This window comes from Epilithonimonas sp., assembly GCF_036780765.1.
Taxonomy (GTDB): Bacteria; Bacteroidota; Bacteroidia; order Flavobacteriales; family Weeksellaceae; genus Epilithonimonas.
Map to the genome: position 1 here is coordinate 421,962 of NZ_DAIQCG010000002.1, position 14,341 is coordinate 436,302.

General features: G+C 34.5%; 17 protein-coding genes. All 17 read right to left on the bottom strand.

Annotated features, from left to right (window positions below; genetic code table 11):
* Positions 1-4 precede the first annotated feature (4 nt).
* Positions 5-742: an SDR family oxidoreductase gene (locus tag V7P73_RS05380; RefSeq protein WP_313100593.1), complete on the bottom strand. Its 738-nt coding sequence runs from the start codon at positions 740-742 to the stop codon at positions 5-7.
* 79 nt (positions 743-821) lie between these two features.
* A complete protein-coding gene (locus V7P73_RS05385) occupies positions 822-1,388 on the bottom strand; it encodes a Crp/Fnr family transcriptional regulator (protein WP_313100592.1) in 567 nt (188 codons plus the stop codon).
* Between the two features lie 281 nt (positions 1,389-1,669).
* On the bottom strand, positions 1,670-2,743 hold the full coding sequence (locus tag V7P73_RS05390; protein WP_333851905.1) for a hypothetical protein: 1,074 nt from the start codon (positions 2,741-2,743) through the stop codon (positions 1,670-1,672).
* Between the two features lie 82 nt (positions 2,744-2,825).
* Positions 2,826-3,110, bottom strand: coding sequence for a hypothetical protein (locus tag V7P73_RS05395; protein ID WP_333851906.1), 285 nt, complete (start codon positions 3,108-3,110; stop codon positions 2,826-2,828).
* A 3-nt stretch (positions 3,111-3,113) separates the two neighbouring features.
* Positions 3,114-3,884: a DUF3883 domain-containing protein gene (locus V7P73_RS05400; protein WP_333851907.1), complete on the bottom strand. Its 771-nt coding sequence runs from the start codon at positions 3,882-3,884 to the stop codon at positions 3,114-3,116.
* Positions 3,884-4,684, bottom strand: coding sequence for a DNA cytosine methyltransferase (locus V7P73_RS05405; RefSeq protein WP_333851908.1), 801 nt, complete (start codon positions 4,682-4,684; stop codon positions 3,884-3,886). Before V7P73_RS05405 ends, V7P73_RS05400 begins: the two co-directional genes overlap by 1 nt.
* Before the next feature lie 4 nt (positions 4,685-4,688).
* A complete protein-coding gene (locus V7P73_RS05410; RefSeq protein WP_333851909.1) occupies positions 4,689-5,015 on the bottom strand; it encodes a helix-turn-helix domain-containing protein in 327 nt (108 codons plus the stop codon).
* A gap of 330 nt (positions 5,016-5,345) precedes the next feature.
* The gene (locus V7P73_RS05415; protein WP_333851910.1) at positions 5,346-5,918 is read right to left on the bottom strand and encodes a YdeI/OmpD-associated family protein; all 573 of its coding nucleotides are present in this window, start codon (positions 5,916-5,918) and stop codon (positions 5,346-5,348) included.
* 2 nt (positions 5,919-5,920) lie between these two features.
* On the bottom strand, positions 5,921-6,313 hold the full coding sequence (locus V7P73_RS05420) for a RidA family protein (protein WP_333851911.1): 393 nt from the start codon (positions 6,311-6,313) through the stop codon (positions 5,921-5,923).
* Between the two features lie 81 nt (positions 6,314-6,394).
* Complete coding sequence (locus V7P73_RS05425) at positions 6,395-7,084, bottom strand: helix-turn-helix transcriptional regulator (RefSeq protein ID WP_333851912.1); 690 nt, start codon at positions 7,082-7,084, stop codon at positions 6,395-6,397.
* 184 nt (positions 7,085-7,268) lie between these two features.
* Positions 7,269-7,682 carry a DUF1761 domain-containing protein gene (locus V7P73_RS05430; protein ID WP_333851913.1) on the bottom strand — a complete coding sequence of 138 codons (414 nt, stop codon included), beginning with the start codon at positions 7,680-7,682 and terminating at the stop codon, positions 7,269-7,271.
* An 11-nt stretch (positions 7,683-7,693) separates the two neighbouring features.
* Complete coding sequence (locus V7P73_RS05435; RefSeq protein WP_333851914.1) at positions 7,694-8,104, bottom strand: DUF6157 family protein; 411 nt, start codon at positions 8,102-8,104, stop codon at positions 7,694-7,696.
* Positions 8,105-8,291: 187 nt separating this feature from the next.
* A complete protein-coding gene (locus V7P73_RS05440) occupies positions 8,292-9,332 on the bottom strand; it encodes a DUF7638 domain-containing protein (protein WP_333851915.1) in 1,041 nt (346 codons plus the stop codon).
* Positions 9,333-9,499: 167 nt separating this feature from the next.
* The gene (locus V7P73_RS05445) at positions 9,500-10,033 is read right to left on the bottom strand and encodes a hypothetical protein (protein ID WP_333851916.1); all 534 of its coding nucleotides are present in this window, start codon (positions 10,031-10,033) and stop codon (positions 9,500-9,502) included.
* A gap of 167 nt (positions 10,034-10,200) precedes the next feature.
* On the bottom strand, positions 10,201-11,817 hold the full coding sequence (locus tag V7P73_RS05450; protein WP_333851917.1) for a DUF4435 domain-containing protein: 1,617 nt from the start codon (positions 11,815-11,817) through the stop codon (positions 10,201-10,203).
* A 172-nt stretch (positions 11,818-11,989) separates the two neighbouring features.
* Positions 11,990-13,069 (bottom strand): restriction endonuclease, SacI family, encoded by a 1,080-nt coding sequence (locus V7P73_RS05455; RefSeq protein ID WP_333851918.1) that lies wholly within the window; start codon positions 13,067-13,069, stop codon positions 11,990-11,992.
* On the bottom strand, positions 13,062-14,162 hold the full coding sequence (locus V7P73_RS05460) for a DNA cytosine methyltransferase (RefSeq protein ID WP_333851919.1): 1,101 nt from the start codon (positions 14,160-14,162) through the stop codon (positions 13,062-13,064). Before V7P73_RS05460 ends, V7P73_RS05455 begins: the two co-directional genes overlap by 8 nt.
* Positions 14,163-14,341 lie beyond the last annotated feature (179 nt).

A 14,341-nucleotide genomic window follows, 5' to 3' on the forward strand; every position in this document is an offset into this window, starting at 1 on the left:
ATTGCTACCAAGCAATTTCACCTGTTTCGGGATTGGTTTCTTCGCTAATGAATTTCCCTGTCACTCCATCTTTGTCTAATAAAGCATATTTCACAATTCGTTTCCCTGCTTCTTCCACTTCGCCACCATTATAACCGGTAAAATCAGTTTTTGTGTAGCCGGGACAAACTGCATTTACTTTGAATGTGGTGTCCCGAAGTTCGTAAGCCAAATGAACAGTAAACATATTCAAAGCGGCTTTTGATGAACCATAAACCGCAAATTTTGCAAAGTTATAACCAAACCAATTCGGGTCACTTTGAAGTGTCAGCGAACCAACGCTTGTGCTTACGTTCACAATTCTTGGTTCAGATGATTTACGCAATAAATCAATAAATGCTTGTGTTACTCTTGCTACACCAAAAACATTGGTGTTAAACGCTGAAAAAAATTGGTCGCTACTTGCTTCTAATGCTGTGTAAGGTGCACCACCATTGATACCTGCGTTGTTAATCAAAACATCCAAACTGTCTGTTTTCTTGCCGATTTCTGTTCGGGCATTTTTTACAGAATTGTCATCGGTTACATCAACTTGAATGGCTTCTACATTTGTTAATCCTTCTGCTTTTAGTTTTTCAACGGCTTGTAAGCCATTTTGTAAATCACGACTTCCGATAAAAACGTAAAATCCTTTTTGCAATAATTGCTTTGCGGTTTCAAAGCCAATTCCTTTATTTGCTCCTGTTATTAATGCTGACTTCATTTTTCTTTCTTTTAAAATTTATGATGTAAAATTACATCGTAAAAAAATGAAGTCATTTACCAAATGGTAAAAAGTGATTTTAGCGTATGCTTTTTCTAATTCTGCTTAATGATTGTTGCGTAACACCCAAGTAAGAAGCAATATGAGCGAGCGAAACACGATTGGTTAGCGTTGGATAGTTTTCAAGAAATTCCAAATAACGAGTAGTTGCGTCTTGCGAAATTACGGGGCTTTTTCTTGATTTTTGATACAAACATTTTTGCACCATCTTATTTTTAATGTTGTCCCAATTCACAATGGTATGTGAAAGTTCGTCCCAATTTTGTTTTGAAAAAACCACCAATTTGCAGTTGGTGCTTGCTTGCAAGTATTCGGCAGAAGCAGAATTTGTTTCAAAGTTAGGATAATCAACTGCCATATTATTTTCAGGGATAAAGCAACGTGTAATTTCTTCGCCTTTGTTGTTGTAATAACAGCCACGAACAACACCATCAACAACAAAACCGACTTGTCGGGGAATTTTACCCGCTTCCGAAAAGTAGTCATCTTTGCGAAGTTCTATTTCTGTTGCTCTACTTGTGATAAGGTCTATTTGTTGTTTGTTTAAGTTGCCAAACTGTAAAATATATTCAATCAATTCTTTCATTGTCGCAAAGTTAGCAATTGATGTTAGTTGGTCATTTCACATTTGGTAAAAAGTGCTGTACCCAACCGTTAAGGTTTTCTGTCGGGATAATTTTTCAAGTTTCGGACTGTGCGGTCGTTTAGCCTTGCTGGTAACGTTTTGCAGCTTGGCGAAGTGGCGGATTTTGAAGCACTTACTTTCATTTTAGCATTAATGTTGATTTGAAAACCAAATGTTCAATTTAGCACTGAACCCGCCATTTTGCCAAACTGCTGTTATGCCTTCGCCCTTCTTTTTTCGGTTCATATGTCGTTATAAATTGTCGCCAATTCTGTTTTGATTTGTCTGAAAGTTAAATCGACTTTTAGGTCTTGATTAAGTCCTGTATTTATGCAATAAACAAAAGATTCCTTTCTGTAATAAAGTTCGTTTTTCTTCAAAGACTTTTCAATGCTGTCCGATTTTGCAAGCAAGCAAACAAGTTGATAGTCTGGATTTATTGCATCTGTCCTGTTGTTTGGGTGTGCTTTTGTGTAATGTTGCGTTGCTGTCAGTTTGATTAAGTTTTCCAAATAGTGAGCAAGTTGCGGAAATTTGCTTTTCGGGAAAATGTGATGTATTTGCGTTGCTTCGCCATTTGCCCATTGGTCTTTAACTTCACTTTCAGAATACATTTTCTTTATTTGGTTCATTGCTTTTTGTACCAAATAAGCGTTGAACGCTGTATCTGTCAATACATTTTGTTCACTTTCAGCATTTGCTTCTTGTCGTGAAATGGTTTTGTCTTTTGATACATCACGCCAATTTTTACGGTTATACATTAAGTCTGTGTAGTAAAATTCATTTTCTGACATTCGCCCTTTAATTGAACCTGGTAAATTGTTTTCGCAAGCGTAAACATTTAGCAACTTTGGAAAAATACGTCTAACTTCAAGTTCTCCGTTGATTGCGGTATTTCCGATAATAAACTTGATAAAACGTTTTTGTAAATCTTCAAAATCTAATTTTGACAAATTGCCTTTTTCGTATTTGCATTTGTATTCTTCAAAGAACTTTATTTGTCCGCTGTCCGACATTACTTTTACGAAGTATTGATAAAGGAAATTGTATGCGTTTCTATCTTTCAACGAAACGTATTCCAAAACTGTAAGATTTGCAATTTTGTAATAATTCGTTGTTCCTTTTTTTTCAATATCCAAAACTCCTGCATATGCCAAAAGGCGTAACGGTTGCTGAATAAATTTGTCGTATTCACTTCTTGTTGTTGGATTGGTTGCAGACGGTTTGTTGAAAATCGCTTTTACGTTTTTGATGAAATATTGAGAATCCCAAATATCTTGAACGGTAAATTCTTTTTGCGGTTCGCTTTCACGCAAATTTATTACGCAATCCGCAATAATACACACTACATCAGGTGTACATTTTTGGTTTCTTGTTCTAACTCTATGTCGCAATCTACTATTCAACTTCAAGTTTTATTTCGTTGATTGTTTTTCTAAATGAATGATATTTCAAAATCGTACCTGAAAAATCATCATAATTCCAATTTCTGTTTTCATCTTGATAAATCAAATCGGAATTAAAATCTGCTTTGAAAATGAATAAGGGAAAATGATTTTCGTTCCAATTATTTTTATCGGAACAAAAACTTTCGGCTTCATTCAGCGTTTCAAAAATTTCATAAGTTGAACGTTCATCGTTAGAATAATAATGTTCAACTGCATACATTGTTTTTGCTTCCATATCTTACCAATTTAAGTGTTCAGTATGATAATTGATTTGTATTGAATTCATTTCTTTTCTGTTGAATTTTAAATTTTTCAACGGATTTTCAACGACATTTAGTTGTGGTGTTTTTGATAAATTGCTAACTACAACAAGAAAATAATCGTCTTTGTATTCTTCTGCTTTTTCAAATTCATTTTGCGTAATTCTGATTGCACCATTTTTATTTCTTACGCCTTTTACTTCTGCTAAAACAAATTTTTGTTGTAACTGAATTTGAAAATCATAACCATCGCCCCATAATCTTGCATCTTGTAATAAACCACTTTCAAATATCGGAACAGTTTTATAATTGCTCATAAAGAAGAACTCTGCTTCATTTCCTGTTTCTTGAAGTTGTTTGAATTTTGATTTTACAATCGGTTGAACTTCTTTTGTTGGCAAAATCAATTTCGTATCAAAGTCTTTAATGAACAACTTAACGATATTCGCAAATGATTTTGCATTTTCATTTCCGAAAAGACTGTCAATAAAAAGTTTTATGTGTTCTCTTTGATTTCTTTGCCACCAACCTTTTCTACCATTATCAAAATATGGGTCAAAACTATCTTGCCTGTTTGAAACAGCTTTTTCTGTTTTTGCTAAACCTAATTCAACAACTAATCTATTAAAAGCCGTTTTTGTGTTACAGTTAAATTCTTTCACAAAAGCCAAATCGAATTTTGCTAATCCGTAACCAATCAAATTCATTATTTCTGATTGCTTTTCCGTTTCGTTCAATTCGTTTTCCATTATGCAACTTGTTTTAATGCGTTAGGGATTGCAGTGGAAATCCTTTTGTGAGGAACGAACAAAAGATTGAAACGGAAAGCCCGACCCGATAGGGAAACGCCCAAATAAAAATTCTCCGATATTTGTCCCATTTCATTCAGTTGTTCCAATCCTGCAAAAAGTTTGCGTAATGTTTTTGGTTTATTTTTCTCGGGAAAAATGTCGAACGGACTAATGTTTTGTAAGTCTTTACGAACACCAATTACAAGCGTTCTCGTTCTGCTTGAATGAGAACCATAATCTTTGAAGTTTACGACTTTGAAAAGTATATTGTAATGTCCGCCTAAATTTAATTTTATCGCTTCTTCAATCGTTTTTACCGTTCCGTCAATGTCGGTGCAAGTTGTGTTTAAAAACGCTCTTACATTTTCAAAAATGAAAAATTTCGGATTAACTTCTTTGGTGATTTTGATTGATTCCACAACCAACGAATTTGGTGTCAATTCTTCATTTTTCTTATGATTGGCAACCGACATTCCTTGACACGGTGGCGTAGCCACAATTACGTCTGGCTCGGAAATTTTGTGTTCCGTTTGCCATTTTTTGATTTCAGCAAAAAGTTTGTTTTTGATTTCTTTAGTTGAAATATCTCCATCCAAATAACCTGTGTCGTACTTGCATTTGTTGTTGAACACTTGAATTTTCAAGCGTTTTGTTAAGATTTCATTTGTTGCAATGCACTCGAAACCGTTTTGTTTGAAGCCGTAACATCCAACTCCTGCACTGCTGAATAAACTAATGTATGTCAATGGTTTGTTCATAGTTTTAGAATTTAATTTCGGCTTGTTTAACATTTATACTTTTCAAGTAATTTACTTTTTCTTCTGCAACCATTAATGTTTCTGAAGAACAATTGTAAGCGTACATTTTTTTAGCAAATTGGTCGCCAAAATATTCTACTTTCAATTTTTCAAAGTTAAGGTCGAAAGCATTTGCTAATTTATCTAACCGCTTTTCGTCAAATTCACGCTTACCGTTTTCAATTTTGCTCAAATTAGCAGAATCCAGTTTTAGCAATGCTGCAAGTTCAGTTAAAGTCAATCCTTTGTCTGTTCTTAATTGTCTGATATACTCTCCAAAAGTTGCTTTCATTTGCTTGTAAATTTTAACTTGTCAATAAATGACAAATTTAGCTAAAGGTTTTAATTCAGCAAGTTTTTTTCTGTCAATTTTTTTAGAGCGTAGGATTTATGCGGTTGGTTTTAGGGTGAGGCATAACGGAAAACGCATTGGCGAAGTGGCGGATAAATTGGACGAAAAGTTCAATTTAGTAGTAACGTAGCCGATGTGTTTTCACAGAAGCTAAATTAGTTAAAAAAGCTGAATGTGAAACACATTCGGCGGCTAAATGTGCAGAAACTTTCAACTTAGCCGTAAACCCGCCATTTTGCCAATGCGATGTTATATGCCGTTTTTCTTTAATCAAAACTGTTTTGGTTTCTTCTTTTGTCCTGTAAGTTCGGCTATTTCATCTATGCGTTTTTGTCGGGTTTTGGGCTGCTTTGCAAGTACAATCCATTGCAACATCATTTTTTTAGCAGTTTTGCTACAACTTAAAAAATATTCCTTTGAACTCTTATGTTTTTTAAATGCTTTTTCTAAATCTTGGGGAATTATCAGTTCTTCAACTTCGTCTAAAATTGTCCAAGACCCATTTTTTTTGGCTGTTTCAATGCTTTTCAAACCTTCTTCTGTCATTAAGTTTTGCTCAATAAGAAGGTTAATTTTTTCTTTATTGATTTTACTCCAAGTGCTTTGTGGTTTTCGTTTACTGAAAAACTGACGCGTTGTTTCTTCGTCAATTTTTATTTTCTTACTGTCTATCCAACCATAACAAAGAGCAACATCAACTGCTTCGCTCCAAGTGATGGATTTCTTTTGAGATTTTTTGGTATAAAAAACAAGCCATACAGCTTGTTTTGAAAGATGATTTTTTTGTAACCACTTTCTCCACGCTGTAAGGCTTGTCGGATAAAATATTACAGTTTCTAACATTTTTACTTTACAACTGTTGCTTCCAATTCAACTGTTAAAGTAGCAAAAAGTCCTTTAACTTCAATTAATGTACTTGCTTGTTTAATACCGTGTTTTTGGAGAAACGGTACATAAACGTCCATACACGTTGTGAAAAGCTCTTGTACAGATGTTGTGTAAATATTCAATCTGACAATGTTTTTTGCCTCATAACCTGCTTCGTTTATTAATTGCTCAAGGTTTGCAATGGTTTGGATAAGTTGCGAACGCATATCTGCATTACTTGGCACACCGTTCGCATCAAGTGCTACTTGTCCTGAGCAGTAAAGTGTTCCTGTTACGTTTGTTACTTCTACAGCTTGTGCAGAGTTTGTGTTTTCGCCCCATTTCCAAGGGTCAATTGTTCTTTTTTCCATTTTAAAATTGATTTACTTGTTAATCGTAATGCAAAAATAAAATGGGGTATTGACAGCCTTATGTCAGGGGTCTGCAAAAAATTATTGTTTGTCAAAAAAATCCTGCAAAGTCATTTTATGTTGCTCGAATGTATCAACAAGAACTTCTAGTTTTTTAATTCTATCCAAGCGGAAATATCGAAACTCTTTTCGCAGTCGACAATACGCAATCAGTAACCAGTTTTCGGTTGTACTAACCAATGCAAAAGGTTCTATATGACGTGTGGTGGTTTTGTTTTGTTCGTTTTCGTATTCAATTTTTGCGATGTAAAAATTGGTCAATGCAAATTGCAAATCCGACAGATTATTGCTGTTTCTTTCTCGATTGATGTTCTGGTCAAAACGAGTTCTTTCGGCAAGCAAATTGGCTTTGTGTTTTATGCTATATTGTAAAACTGATTTTATTTTTTCGATAGCTTCAGTATAGTCTTTGATAAAAGATGTGTCTTTGTTTTTGAGTACTAATTGTTCTGCAATAATTAAAGCATTGGCTTGTGCTTCGGTAAACATTACAGGCGGAATTCTGTAGCCTTCCATTAAAGTATAACCTTTTCCGTCTTCCGTCAAAATTGGAACTCCAGCTTGTTCCAAAGCTCTGATATCTCTATAAATTGTCCGAACACTAACCGAAAATTTGTCTGCCAAGTGTGTTGCCGTTAAGATTCGTTTCGTTTGCAACTGCGTCAAAATTGCAGTGAGCCGTGAAAGTCGTTTTGTATCATTGTCGTTCATTTTACCAATCGTGAGAGGGGTTTGAGCGTGGGTTTAAAATGGCATATAACGGTTCGGGGCTTTGCGATGGTGGGGCAATCGAAGCACAAATCTTCAATTTTGAACAAAGGTTGAACCGAAGAACTACCGTTGAACTTTGCAGTTTCGCCCCACTATCGCAAAACCCTTGTTAGCGGAAGGCTTTTTATTTTGATATTGTGTAAATAATTATTGTTACTATGAGTATTCCCAATGTTTGTGCTGTCCCTGTAATCGCTCCAAAAGTCAAAGGCTTTTTCATTGTCGGTATAATTGCAGTTGTAAAAACAATAGCCATTGCAAGTCCAATTCCTAAAATAAGTCCAAGTTTTATTGCTTCCGAATATGAATTTGTATTTGTCAAGTTGATTAAAACAGCGATTGCTAATGATGTAACAAAGCAAGCGATTAGAGGAACTATGTAATAAATGTTAGTTTCTTTCCAATTTTCTGGTCGTTGAAAACCCATTGCTTGTTCCCATTTTTTGCCAAATGCAAACTGTCTGTGCCAAATTCCACAAAACGCACAATAAGCAATAGTTCCAATAATTACTGCAAGCCAATTTATTTCTGTCAGCATATTTTTAGTTTTTATTTGCTCGATTTCATTGCTTTCACTTTCTTAATTTTTGTGTCAGCTAAAAATTGTTGATATTCTTTTGTTTCCATTCCATAAAGTGCAATTTTCCCATTGCTGTCGTTATGAATACCAAAACCGTAGGTTTTTGTCAATGGGGAAGCACGAAAGCAAGGTTGTCCTTTTGAAAAGAACTGATCTCTTGCTCGTTTATATTCAGCTTCTGTTAAGTCGTTTCTGTCAGCAAATATTTGAAAGAATATATCGTCAGAAGTAAACTTGTAAGGATTTTTGGCGATAAGTTCATATTGCATTTCAGCAACTGTTTTCTTGTCTTTCGTTGGTGGTTTAATTCCGCTGTCAGCTTTTGTGTCTTCCGCAATTTCAATAAAAGTGTCAAAATAGTTTGTCGAATGTGTCTTCATTTTTTAGTTGAATTTTTTTTGCGATTGTTTGGGTAAGCTTTCCGCTAACGGTTTGCAGCTTGGCGAAGTGGCGGAAATCGAAGCACAAATGTTCAGTTTTGCACAAAAGTTCAATCGAAGAACTGAACTTGAATTTAGCACTGAACCCGCCATTTTGCCAAGCTGCTGTTATGTGCTGTTTTTATTGTCATTCGTCAATTGGTTTTGGCATATCATCATAAGGGTATTCATAACCATAGTCATCTTCCCATTCTTTTTTCACAATGTCGCCATAAATTACCTGACGAACTTCATAATCTTTTGTGTCCATTGTCCCAACGAAAATTCTTTGATGTTCTGGAACTGCTTCATATGCATCTTTTAATTCATCTCTCAATTTTTTTGTCGGATTTTGTTTGTATTCCTCAAATATTCTTGCACATTTTGCGATACTATTTTCTCTGCCGTTTAATTCATTGAACTTGTCAATCAGCTCGCTCATTTTGAATTTAATATCAACACCACTTCCTGAAACAACATTAAAAGAGCCTAAATTCAAAATTGTAACAGTTTCTCCAATTTTCAAATCTGTTGTTAGTGTTCCGTTTTTAGTTAGGTTATCTAAATCTTCAAATTTATAAATTTTCTTTTTCGGTAAATTAGTTATCTCAATGTTCCCACTCTTGTAAATAGATAATTCAGCTAAATAAGTTTTATTGTCGTCGTTTCTGTAAAAGAAATGAAATTTCTCGCCATTAATTCTATTAGGGAAAAAAGAGTTCGGGTCGTCAAAATGATAAGGTATAGGTGTTGGTATAAAATGTTTTGCAACATTTGCTTTACCTACCATTTTTGAATTATTGCCATTATAATTGTGTAAATTTTCAAGTGTCGGGTTAAGCTTCTTCACTAATGAGTAAACATAATCATATAGAGTTTCTTTTGTGTGTTTCCATTCTCCTTGTTCAATTTTCCAATGTCCTAAACTAAAAATAGAAATAGCTTCTCCGTCTGGAATTGATGTGACAACCCAACCTTTATTTAACTTGTCTTTGAACATTGACAAGTCAACCATTTCCCAACATGAAATAAGTCCGTCACTATACACTTGTAAGTCAGTAAAATGATATTGCATATTATGTATAACCCCTGGAATAGAAAATCCTTCAAGAACTTCTGTCCGTGTTATCGTTGTCAAATCGGCTGGTTCTGTCTTGTTAGACTTGAATATTTTGTCAAACAGTTTCATTTGTCGAATGGTGTCGTTTTAAAATAGCACATAACGGTTTCGGGCTTTGCGTTCGGGCGGGTTTCGGAGTACAAAGTTTTAATTTATCACTAAAGCTCATTAGAAACATAAAGCTTCAGGTTTGCACTTCAGCCCGCCTGACGCAAAACCCGTGTTATGTGCTGTTTTTATTTCCATTCGTCTCGTAAATGTCGCCATTCTTTCCAAAATGTCAAGTAACCTTTTTTGTCGAAGTCGTCCGTTGGTATTGTCTTTGGTAAACTCGTTTTGTAAAAGTTTTCAACTTGGTCTGCGAAGTCCAAAACCAATTTTTTATATTCTTCTTTGTCAACTGTTGCTTCTTGTCCGGTGTCTGTTATGTGTTTGATTTTACCATCGTCTGTGTGAATAATTGTCCAGTCAATTCCGCTTGGGCAACCCATAATAGCAACGTAGTCATTTTCTTCGTCAGCCATAAAAAAGTGTCCGCAACAAGGAAGCATTTGACTTGCATAGTCGTCTTTTTTGTAATTATCCTTTATTGTCCGCATTAAATACAGAGCAGTTGAACTTACTGTTACGTCTAAACTGTCTTTGTCCGCAACAACTTCATCTCCAATTTTTACAAAAACGTGTCCGTGTGCACACAGGTCTGTTGGGTCGTCAACGTCCTTAATCCAATGAAGGTCTAATATTTTTATGTCAAAATTGTTGTCGGTCATTGTTTGTAATCGGTCGTCCTAAAATAGCACATAACGTTTTGCAGCTTGGCGAAGTGGCGGACTTAGAAGCACTTACTTTCCTTTTAGCACTAAACTTATTTTGAAAACCAAATGTTCAATTTAGCACCGAACCCGCCATTTTGCCAAACTGCTGTTAGGCGTAGTTTTTATTTCTCTATTAATGTTGTCAACGGTTTAAGTAATGTTTTAAAATACTCCTTGGTTTCCTTATCGTCAATGATTAGTTTCCTTACAGCACTCTCATATTTGTCTCTTGTCATACCAAGTCCTGTTGCTATTTTTGTCAACACAGGTGTTTCTCTGACTGGATAACGTGAGATTAGACCATCCAAATTTTTGTCCGCAACTAATTTGTCAAAGTGTGCTTCTTCTTTTTCTTGAATGTCTTTTAAGTTAATTTTTAATTCAAAATTGCCCTTTTCTTGAATGTCCTTGTGCTTTGGCAATCCTGTCATTACGCTATTTCTAACTTGCTTTTCACAAAGACGTGAACAAAGCCTTGTCTTATGAGGAATAAGTACGCTGATAATTCCTGATGTTGCTTTCTCAAAAAGTTCGGTTTCATCTTGTCCTAAAACTTCTGCAAGTCTTTTAGCAATGCGTTTTACAATTTCCAAATTATAGTAAAGTGCTTCAACAGAATAACAAGTTAGTGCTGCAATTCCCTTGTTGAGTAAGTTTTGAATTTGTTCTTCTGTTCTGTCGTCAGCGTCAATCAAACCATAAGAATTTATCCAATGTAATTTTTCAGTCCCTTTTATTCCTTCAACTGCCTTTTCAACTTGGGTGCAACTGCCTTGTGGCATAACTGAAATATTTGGATAAATTAAGGAATATACTTGTCTATCTAAGCTTTCGTAATCGCCTTCAACAAACAAAATATTTCTTTTTGACCCAAGTATTTCTCGTTTGATAGAACTTGGGATTTCGTCTGCTTCAGAAATTAAATCTGCATCCCAATCTTTTATGTTTTTACCGTTCCATTGACAACTTCTCAAAAGCAAAACACTTGCTTCTGAATGGTCTATTGGTAAAAAAACATCGTGTGTGGATATTACAAAAACGCAATCTTTTCGCTTTTGAAATAGAGAAGATAGCAAAGGTGAGATAATTGAACGATGCAGGTGTCTTTCAGGTTCGTCAAGTATGATAAGTTGGTTTGGCTCTGTTGTCAAAACATCAGAACATATTAGTAAAGCATTTCTTTCTCCATCTGATAATTCAGCAATACTGTATGGTTCACTTCCGTTCTTTGATGCAAATAATTGTTCATCTTTCATTAGGGAGATAACAATCGGAATATTTGATAATGCCAATAATTCATTTATACTTTCGAGAGGTGCTTGAATATTAGATAATTTTTTTGCTTGTGCTAAATTGTCGTTATCAACTTCCTTTGTAATGTTTCTTGCTCGTATATTCTCAGAGTTAATTAAATCAAAAATTGTTATACTTGACCTAGAACTTGAATAGTCATCTTTCCAACGTGATGTAACTTGTCTATCTCTATTCTTCATATCTTGCTCATTTGATTTCTTATCTCGAGCTGTCAAATTCATTGTATTGTCGGTAAACCAAGTTTGTCTATGTGCCAATATTCTTTTCGTATGGTCGAAATTTTGTTCGAAGAGCTTGTGCATTAAAGTTGATTTACCAACTCCATTTGCTCCAAGAACAAATAAAGCATTCCCTTCGGTCAAAGGAATATTTAGTATCCCGTTGTTTGAAGTTTGAATAGCAAATTTGTATTTATTTTCTGTCATAGTTTTTTGTGTCGTGTCTGTTTAAAATTACGCCTAACGTTTTGGCGCTTGGCGCAGTGGCGGATTTCGGAGCACAAAACTTTCAATATATCACAAAAGTTGATGCGAGGTAGAATGTTCAATTAACCACGTCACCCGCCATTGAGCCAAACGCCTGTTAGGCACAGTATTTCTATTTCCACCCAATGTTTGTCAGTAATTCTTGTATCCAATTTTTCGTTTCGCCCTTGGCATTTATTTCAATTGCTGTAGACATAATTGTATCAATAAATTCCTGTTTACTATTTAAGTCGATTTTGAAAATCATTGTCCTAGAATATGTAAAAATGTCTTGGAAAAGAACCATAAATCCTTCTTGTTCAAATACCGATATTCTTTTCTCCAATAATTCTTCGTCAAAAGTAGCACTCGGGCCATAAATAAATTGTCCTTTAGACCCACCTTGTTCTTGAATTTTTTTGAATGCGTGTTCTAAATCATAAGAAGTAAACTTTTTGTCTTTTACTTCAATTGCGTAATAAAAATGGTCTTCTTTGTATATGTCAATATCTCCTACTTCTTTAGATGATGAACCGCTTTGATTTACCTTATGAGCAATTACCCTAAAGTTTTTTGAAAACCTTGAATGATAAATTTTCTCCAAAGCACCAACTACAATAGCTGACGTTTCGCCTTCAAACGACTTATCTAAAAATCTGAAAATAAATTCATAAATCTCAACTAAAGTAGGATTGTATTTTATTGAGCTGTCATGAAGTAAATTGTTTTCTTCAATTTTTTCGTTCAAGAACTCTAAGGCACAAGCTAAATATTTTATTGCTTCTGAACTCGTATGGATTGAGTTGAAAATTTCTATCAGAAGTTCAAGAGTTTCTTTGTCCTGACCCTTACGAACCGCATTCGTGTCACTTAAATGCGTAAACCTTGCTGGCTTATTTAAAAATGGCTCGTTTGAGCCACCAAGTGCACTTTGCAAAAAGTCACGCTCAAATGGAACTAAAACATTATGGCATAAACTTCTAGCATCAAAAGCTCCTTTTAGAGGTGCTCCTGCTTGCAAAGCAAGAGCATTAATATTTTCGTTTGTAGCCTTAGCTAATAATCCATTTACAAGAATATACTTATAGGTTTTGTGATTTCCCTGTAAGACTATTTTTATGTTACTCGAAATAATGTCTTTCTTTGAACATCTCTCTCTAAATGCGGATAATAAAACTTTTTCCGCATCACTTTTCAATATATTTTCAGCCATTAATGTTTTCTATTTCCAATTGGTAAGGAAGATTAATAAAAATATTTTCTATCGCTTCATTGATTAAACAATCCATCATCATTCTCGCAACATTGTATCCCAGATTACAAGGTACTGCATTACCAATTTGTTTAAATTTGGACGATTGAGAACCACAAAATTCATAATCTATAGGGAATGTTTGCAATAGTGCTGCTTCTTCAACTGTCAATCTTCTTAATCTACTTGGTGCTTCTTGGTAATCCATTGGACTTGCACCTTTCATAAGGTTTGAATGATAGTTTTGAACCCAACTTTCAGATTTATTATACAACTCTTCTTCATCAATTATAGGGGTTTTATTTCCACCCATTGAAGCTGGTAAAGTAGCACAATATCCATCAATCTTTACGGGTCTGCCTAAGCCATTAAATAACATTCCTGCAAAAGGCGATTTTCGCATTACTGGATTAGGTGTCAAAGTAATCTTTGCATTACAAACACTTTTGTTATTTCCTTTTCCTGCCCTGTCAAGCACAGAAAGTGCTTGTCTAACTGTTGGGGCTTTCTTTTTGAAAGGTTCTAACATTTTTTGTAAATCAGGAATGAGCTTTGAGTTATTCTTAAATCCAATGAAGAAAACTCTTTCTCTTGCTTGTGGTACATCAAAGTCTGTGGCATTCAAAACGACAAAATTCACAGAATAACCTAAATCTCTAAATGTTTTTAGTAGTTCAATTCTTAACGGCTCCCATTTTTGTAGTTGTCCTAAAGCCTTTACATTCTCCATTACAAAAGCCTTCGGGTTTAACTTGTCAACAACCTTTGTAAAAGTCCAAACGTGTTCACTTCTTGGGTCATTCGGGTCCATTTTACCTGCAACAGAAAAACCTTGACAAGGCGGACCACCTATAACCAAATCAACATTATCAAGTTGAGATAATTCTTCAAAGTATTGATTGATGTCTCCACATCTTATGTGGTCTCCAATATTTTTTGCATATGATGCACAAGCATTTTTATCAAAGTCATTTGCCCAAACTATGTCAAATCCTGCTCTTTTAAAGCCAATGTCAAGTCCACCTGCTCCGGAATATAATGATACTACTTTCATATGTCAAAATTACGTTTTTATTTGCTTTATTCTGTTGTTCTGGGGTTCTTAATATTGTGCCTAACACTCAAATATACGAAAGTTTCTCTAGTCTAAAGAAATATTTATTTCTAATAATATCCCAGTTTCATTAGTTTTTTTACTAATTTTATTATTCGCAATATCAATAGATATTTAAA

Bases quoted from the DNA above. Each gene is read 5' to 3' on its own strand.
- V7P73_RS05460 (WP_333851919.1), bottom strand. From the start codon at position 14,162: ATGAAAGTAGTATCATTATATTCCGGAGCAGGTGGACTTGACATTGGC.
- V7P73_RS05445 (WP_333851916.1), bottom strand. From the start codon at position 10,033: ATGACCGACAACAATTTTGACATAAAAATATTAGACCTTCATTGGATT.
- V7P73_RS05405 (WP_333851908.1), bottom strand. From the start codon at position 4,684: ATGAACAAACCATTGACATACATTAGTTTATTCAGCAGTGCAGGAGTT.
- V7P73_RS05420 (WP_333851911.1), bottom strand. From the start codon at position 6,313: ATGGAAAAAAGAACAATTGACCCTTGGAAATGGGGCGAAAACACAAAC.
- V7P73_RS05410 (WP_333851909.1), bottom strand. From the start codon at position 5,015: ATGAAAGCAACTTTTGGAGAGTATATCAGACAATTAAGAACAGACAAA.
- V7P73_RS05380 (WP_313100593.1), bottom strand. From the start codon at position 742: ATGAAGTCAGCATTAATAACAGGAGCAAATAAAGGAATTGGCTTTGAA.
- V7P73_RS05400 (WP_333851907.1), bottom strand. From the start codon at position 3,884: ATGGAAAACGAATTGAACGAAACGGAAAAGCAATCAGAAATAATGAAT.
- V7P73_RS05455 (WP_333851918.1), bottom strand. From the start codon at position 13,069: ATGGCTGAAAATATATTGAAAAGTGATGCGGAAAAAGTTTTATTATCC.
- V7P73_RS05425 (WP_333851912.1), bottom strand. From the start codon at position 7,084: ATGAACGACAATGATACAAAACGACTTTCACGGCTCACTGCAATTTTG.
- V7P73_RS05435 (WP_333851914.1), bottom strand. From the start codon at position 8,104: ATGAAGACACATTCGACAAACTATTTTGACACTTTTATTGAAATTGCG.
- V7P73_RS05385 (WP_313100592.1), bottom strand. From the start codon at position 1,388: ATGAAAGAATTGATTGAATATATTTTACAGTTTGGCAACTTAAACAAA.
- V7P73_RS05450 (WP_333851917.1), bottom strand. From the start codon at position 11,817: ATGACAGAAAATAAATACAAATTTGCTATTCAAACTTCAAACAACGGG.
- V7P73_RS05415 (WP_333851910.1), bottom strand. From the start codon at position 5,918: ATGTTAGAAACTGTAATATTTTATCCGACAAGCCTTACAGCGTGGAGA.
- V7P73_RS05440 (WP_333851915.1), bottom strand. From the start codon at position 9,332: ATGAAACTGTTTGACAAAATATTCAAGTCTAACAAGACAGAACCAGCC.
- V7P73_RS05395 (WP_333851906.1), bottom strand. From the start codon at position 3,110: ATGGAAGCAAAAACAATGTATGCAGTTGAACATTATTATTCTAACGAT.
- V7P73_RS05430 (WP_333851913.1), bottom strand. From the start codon at position 7,682: ATGCTGACAGAAATAAATTGGCTTGCAGTAATTATTGGAACTATTGCT.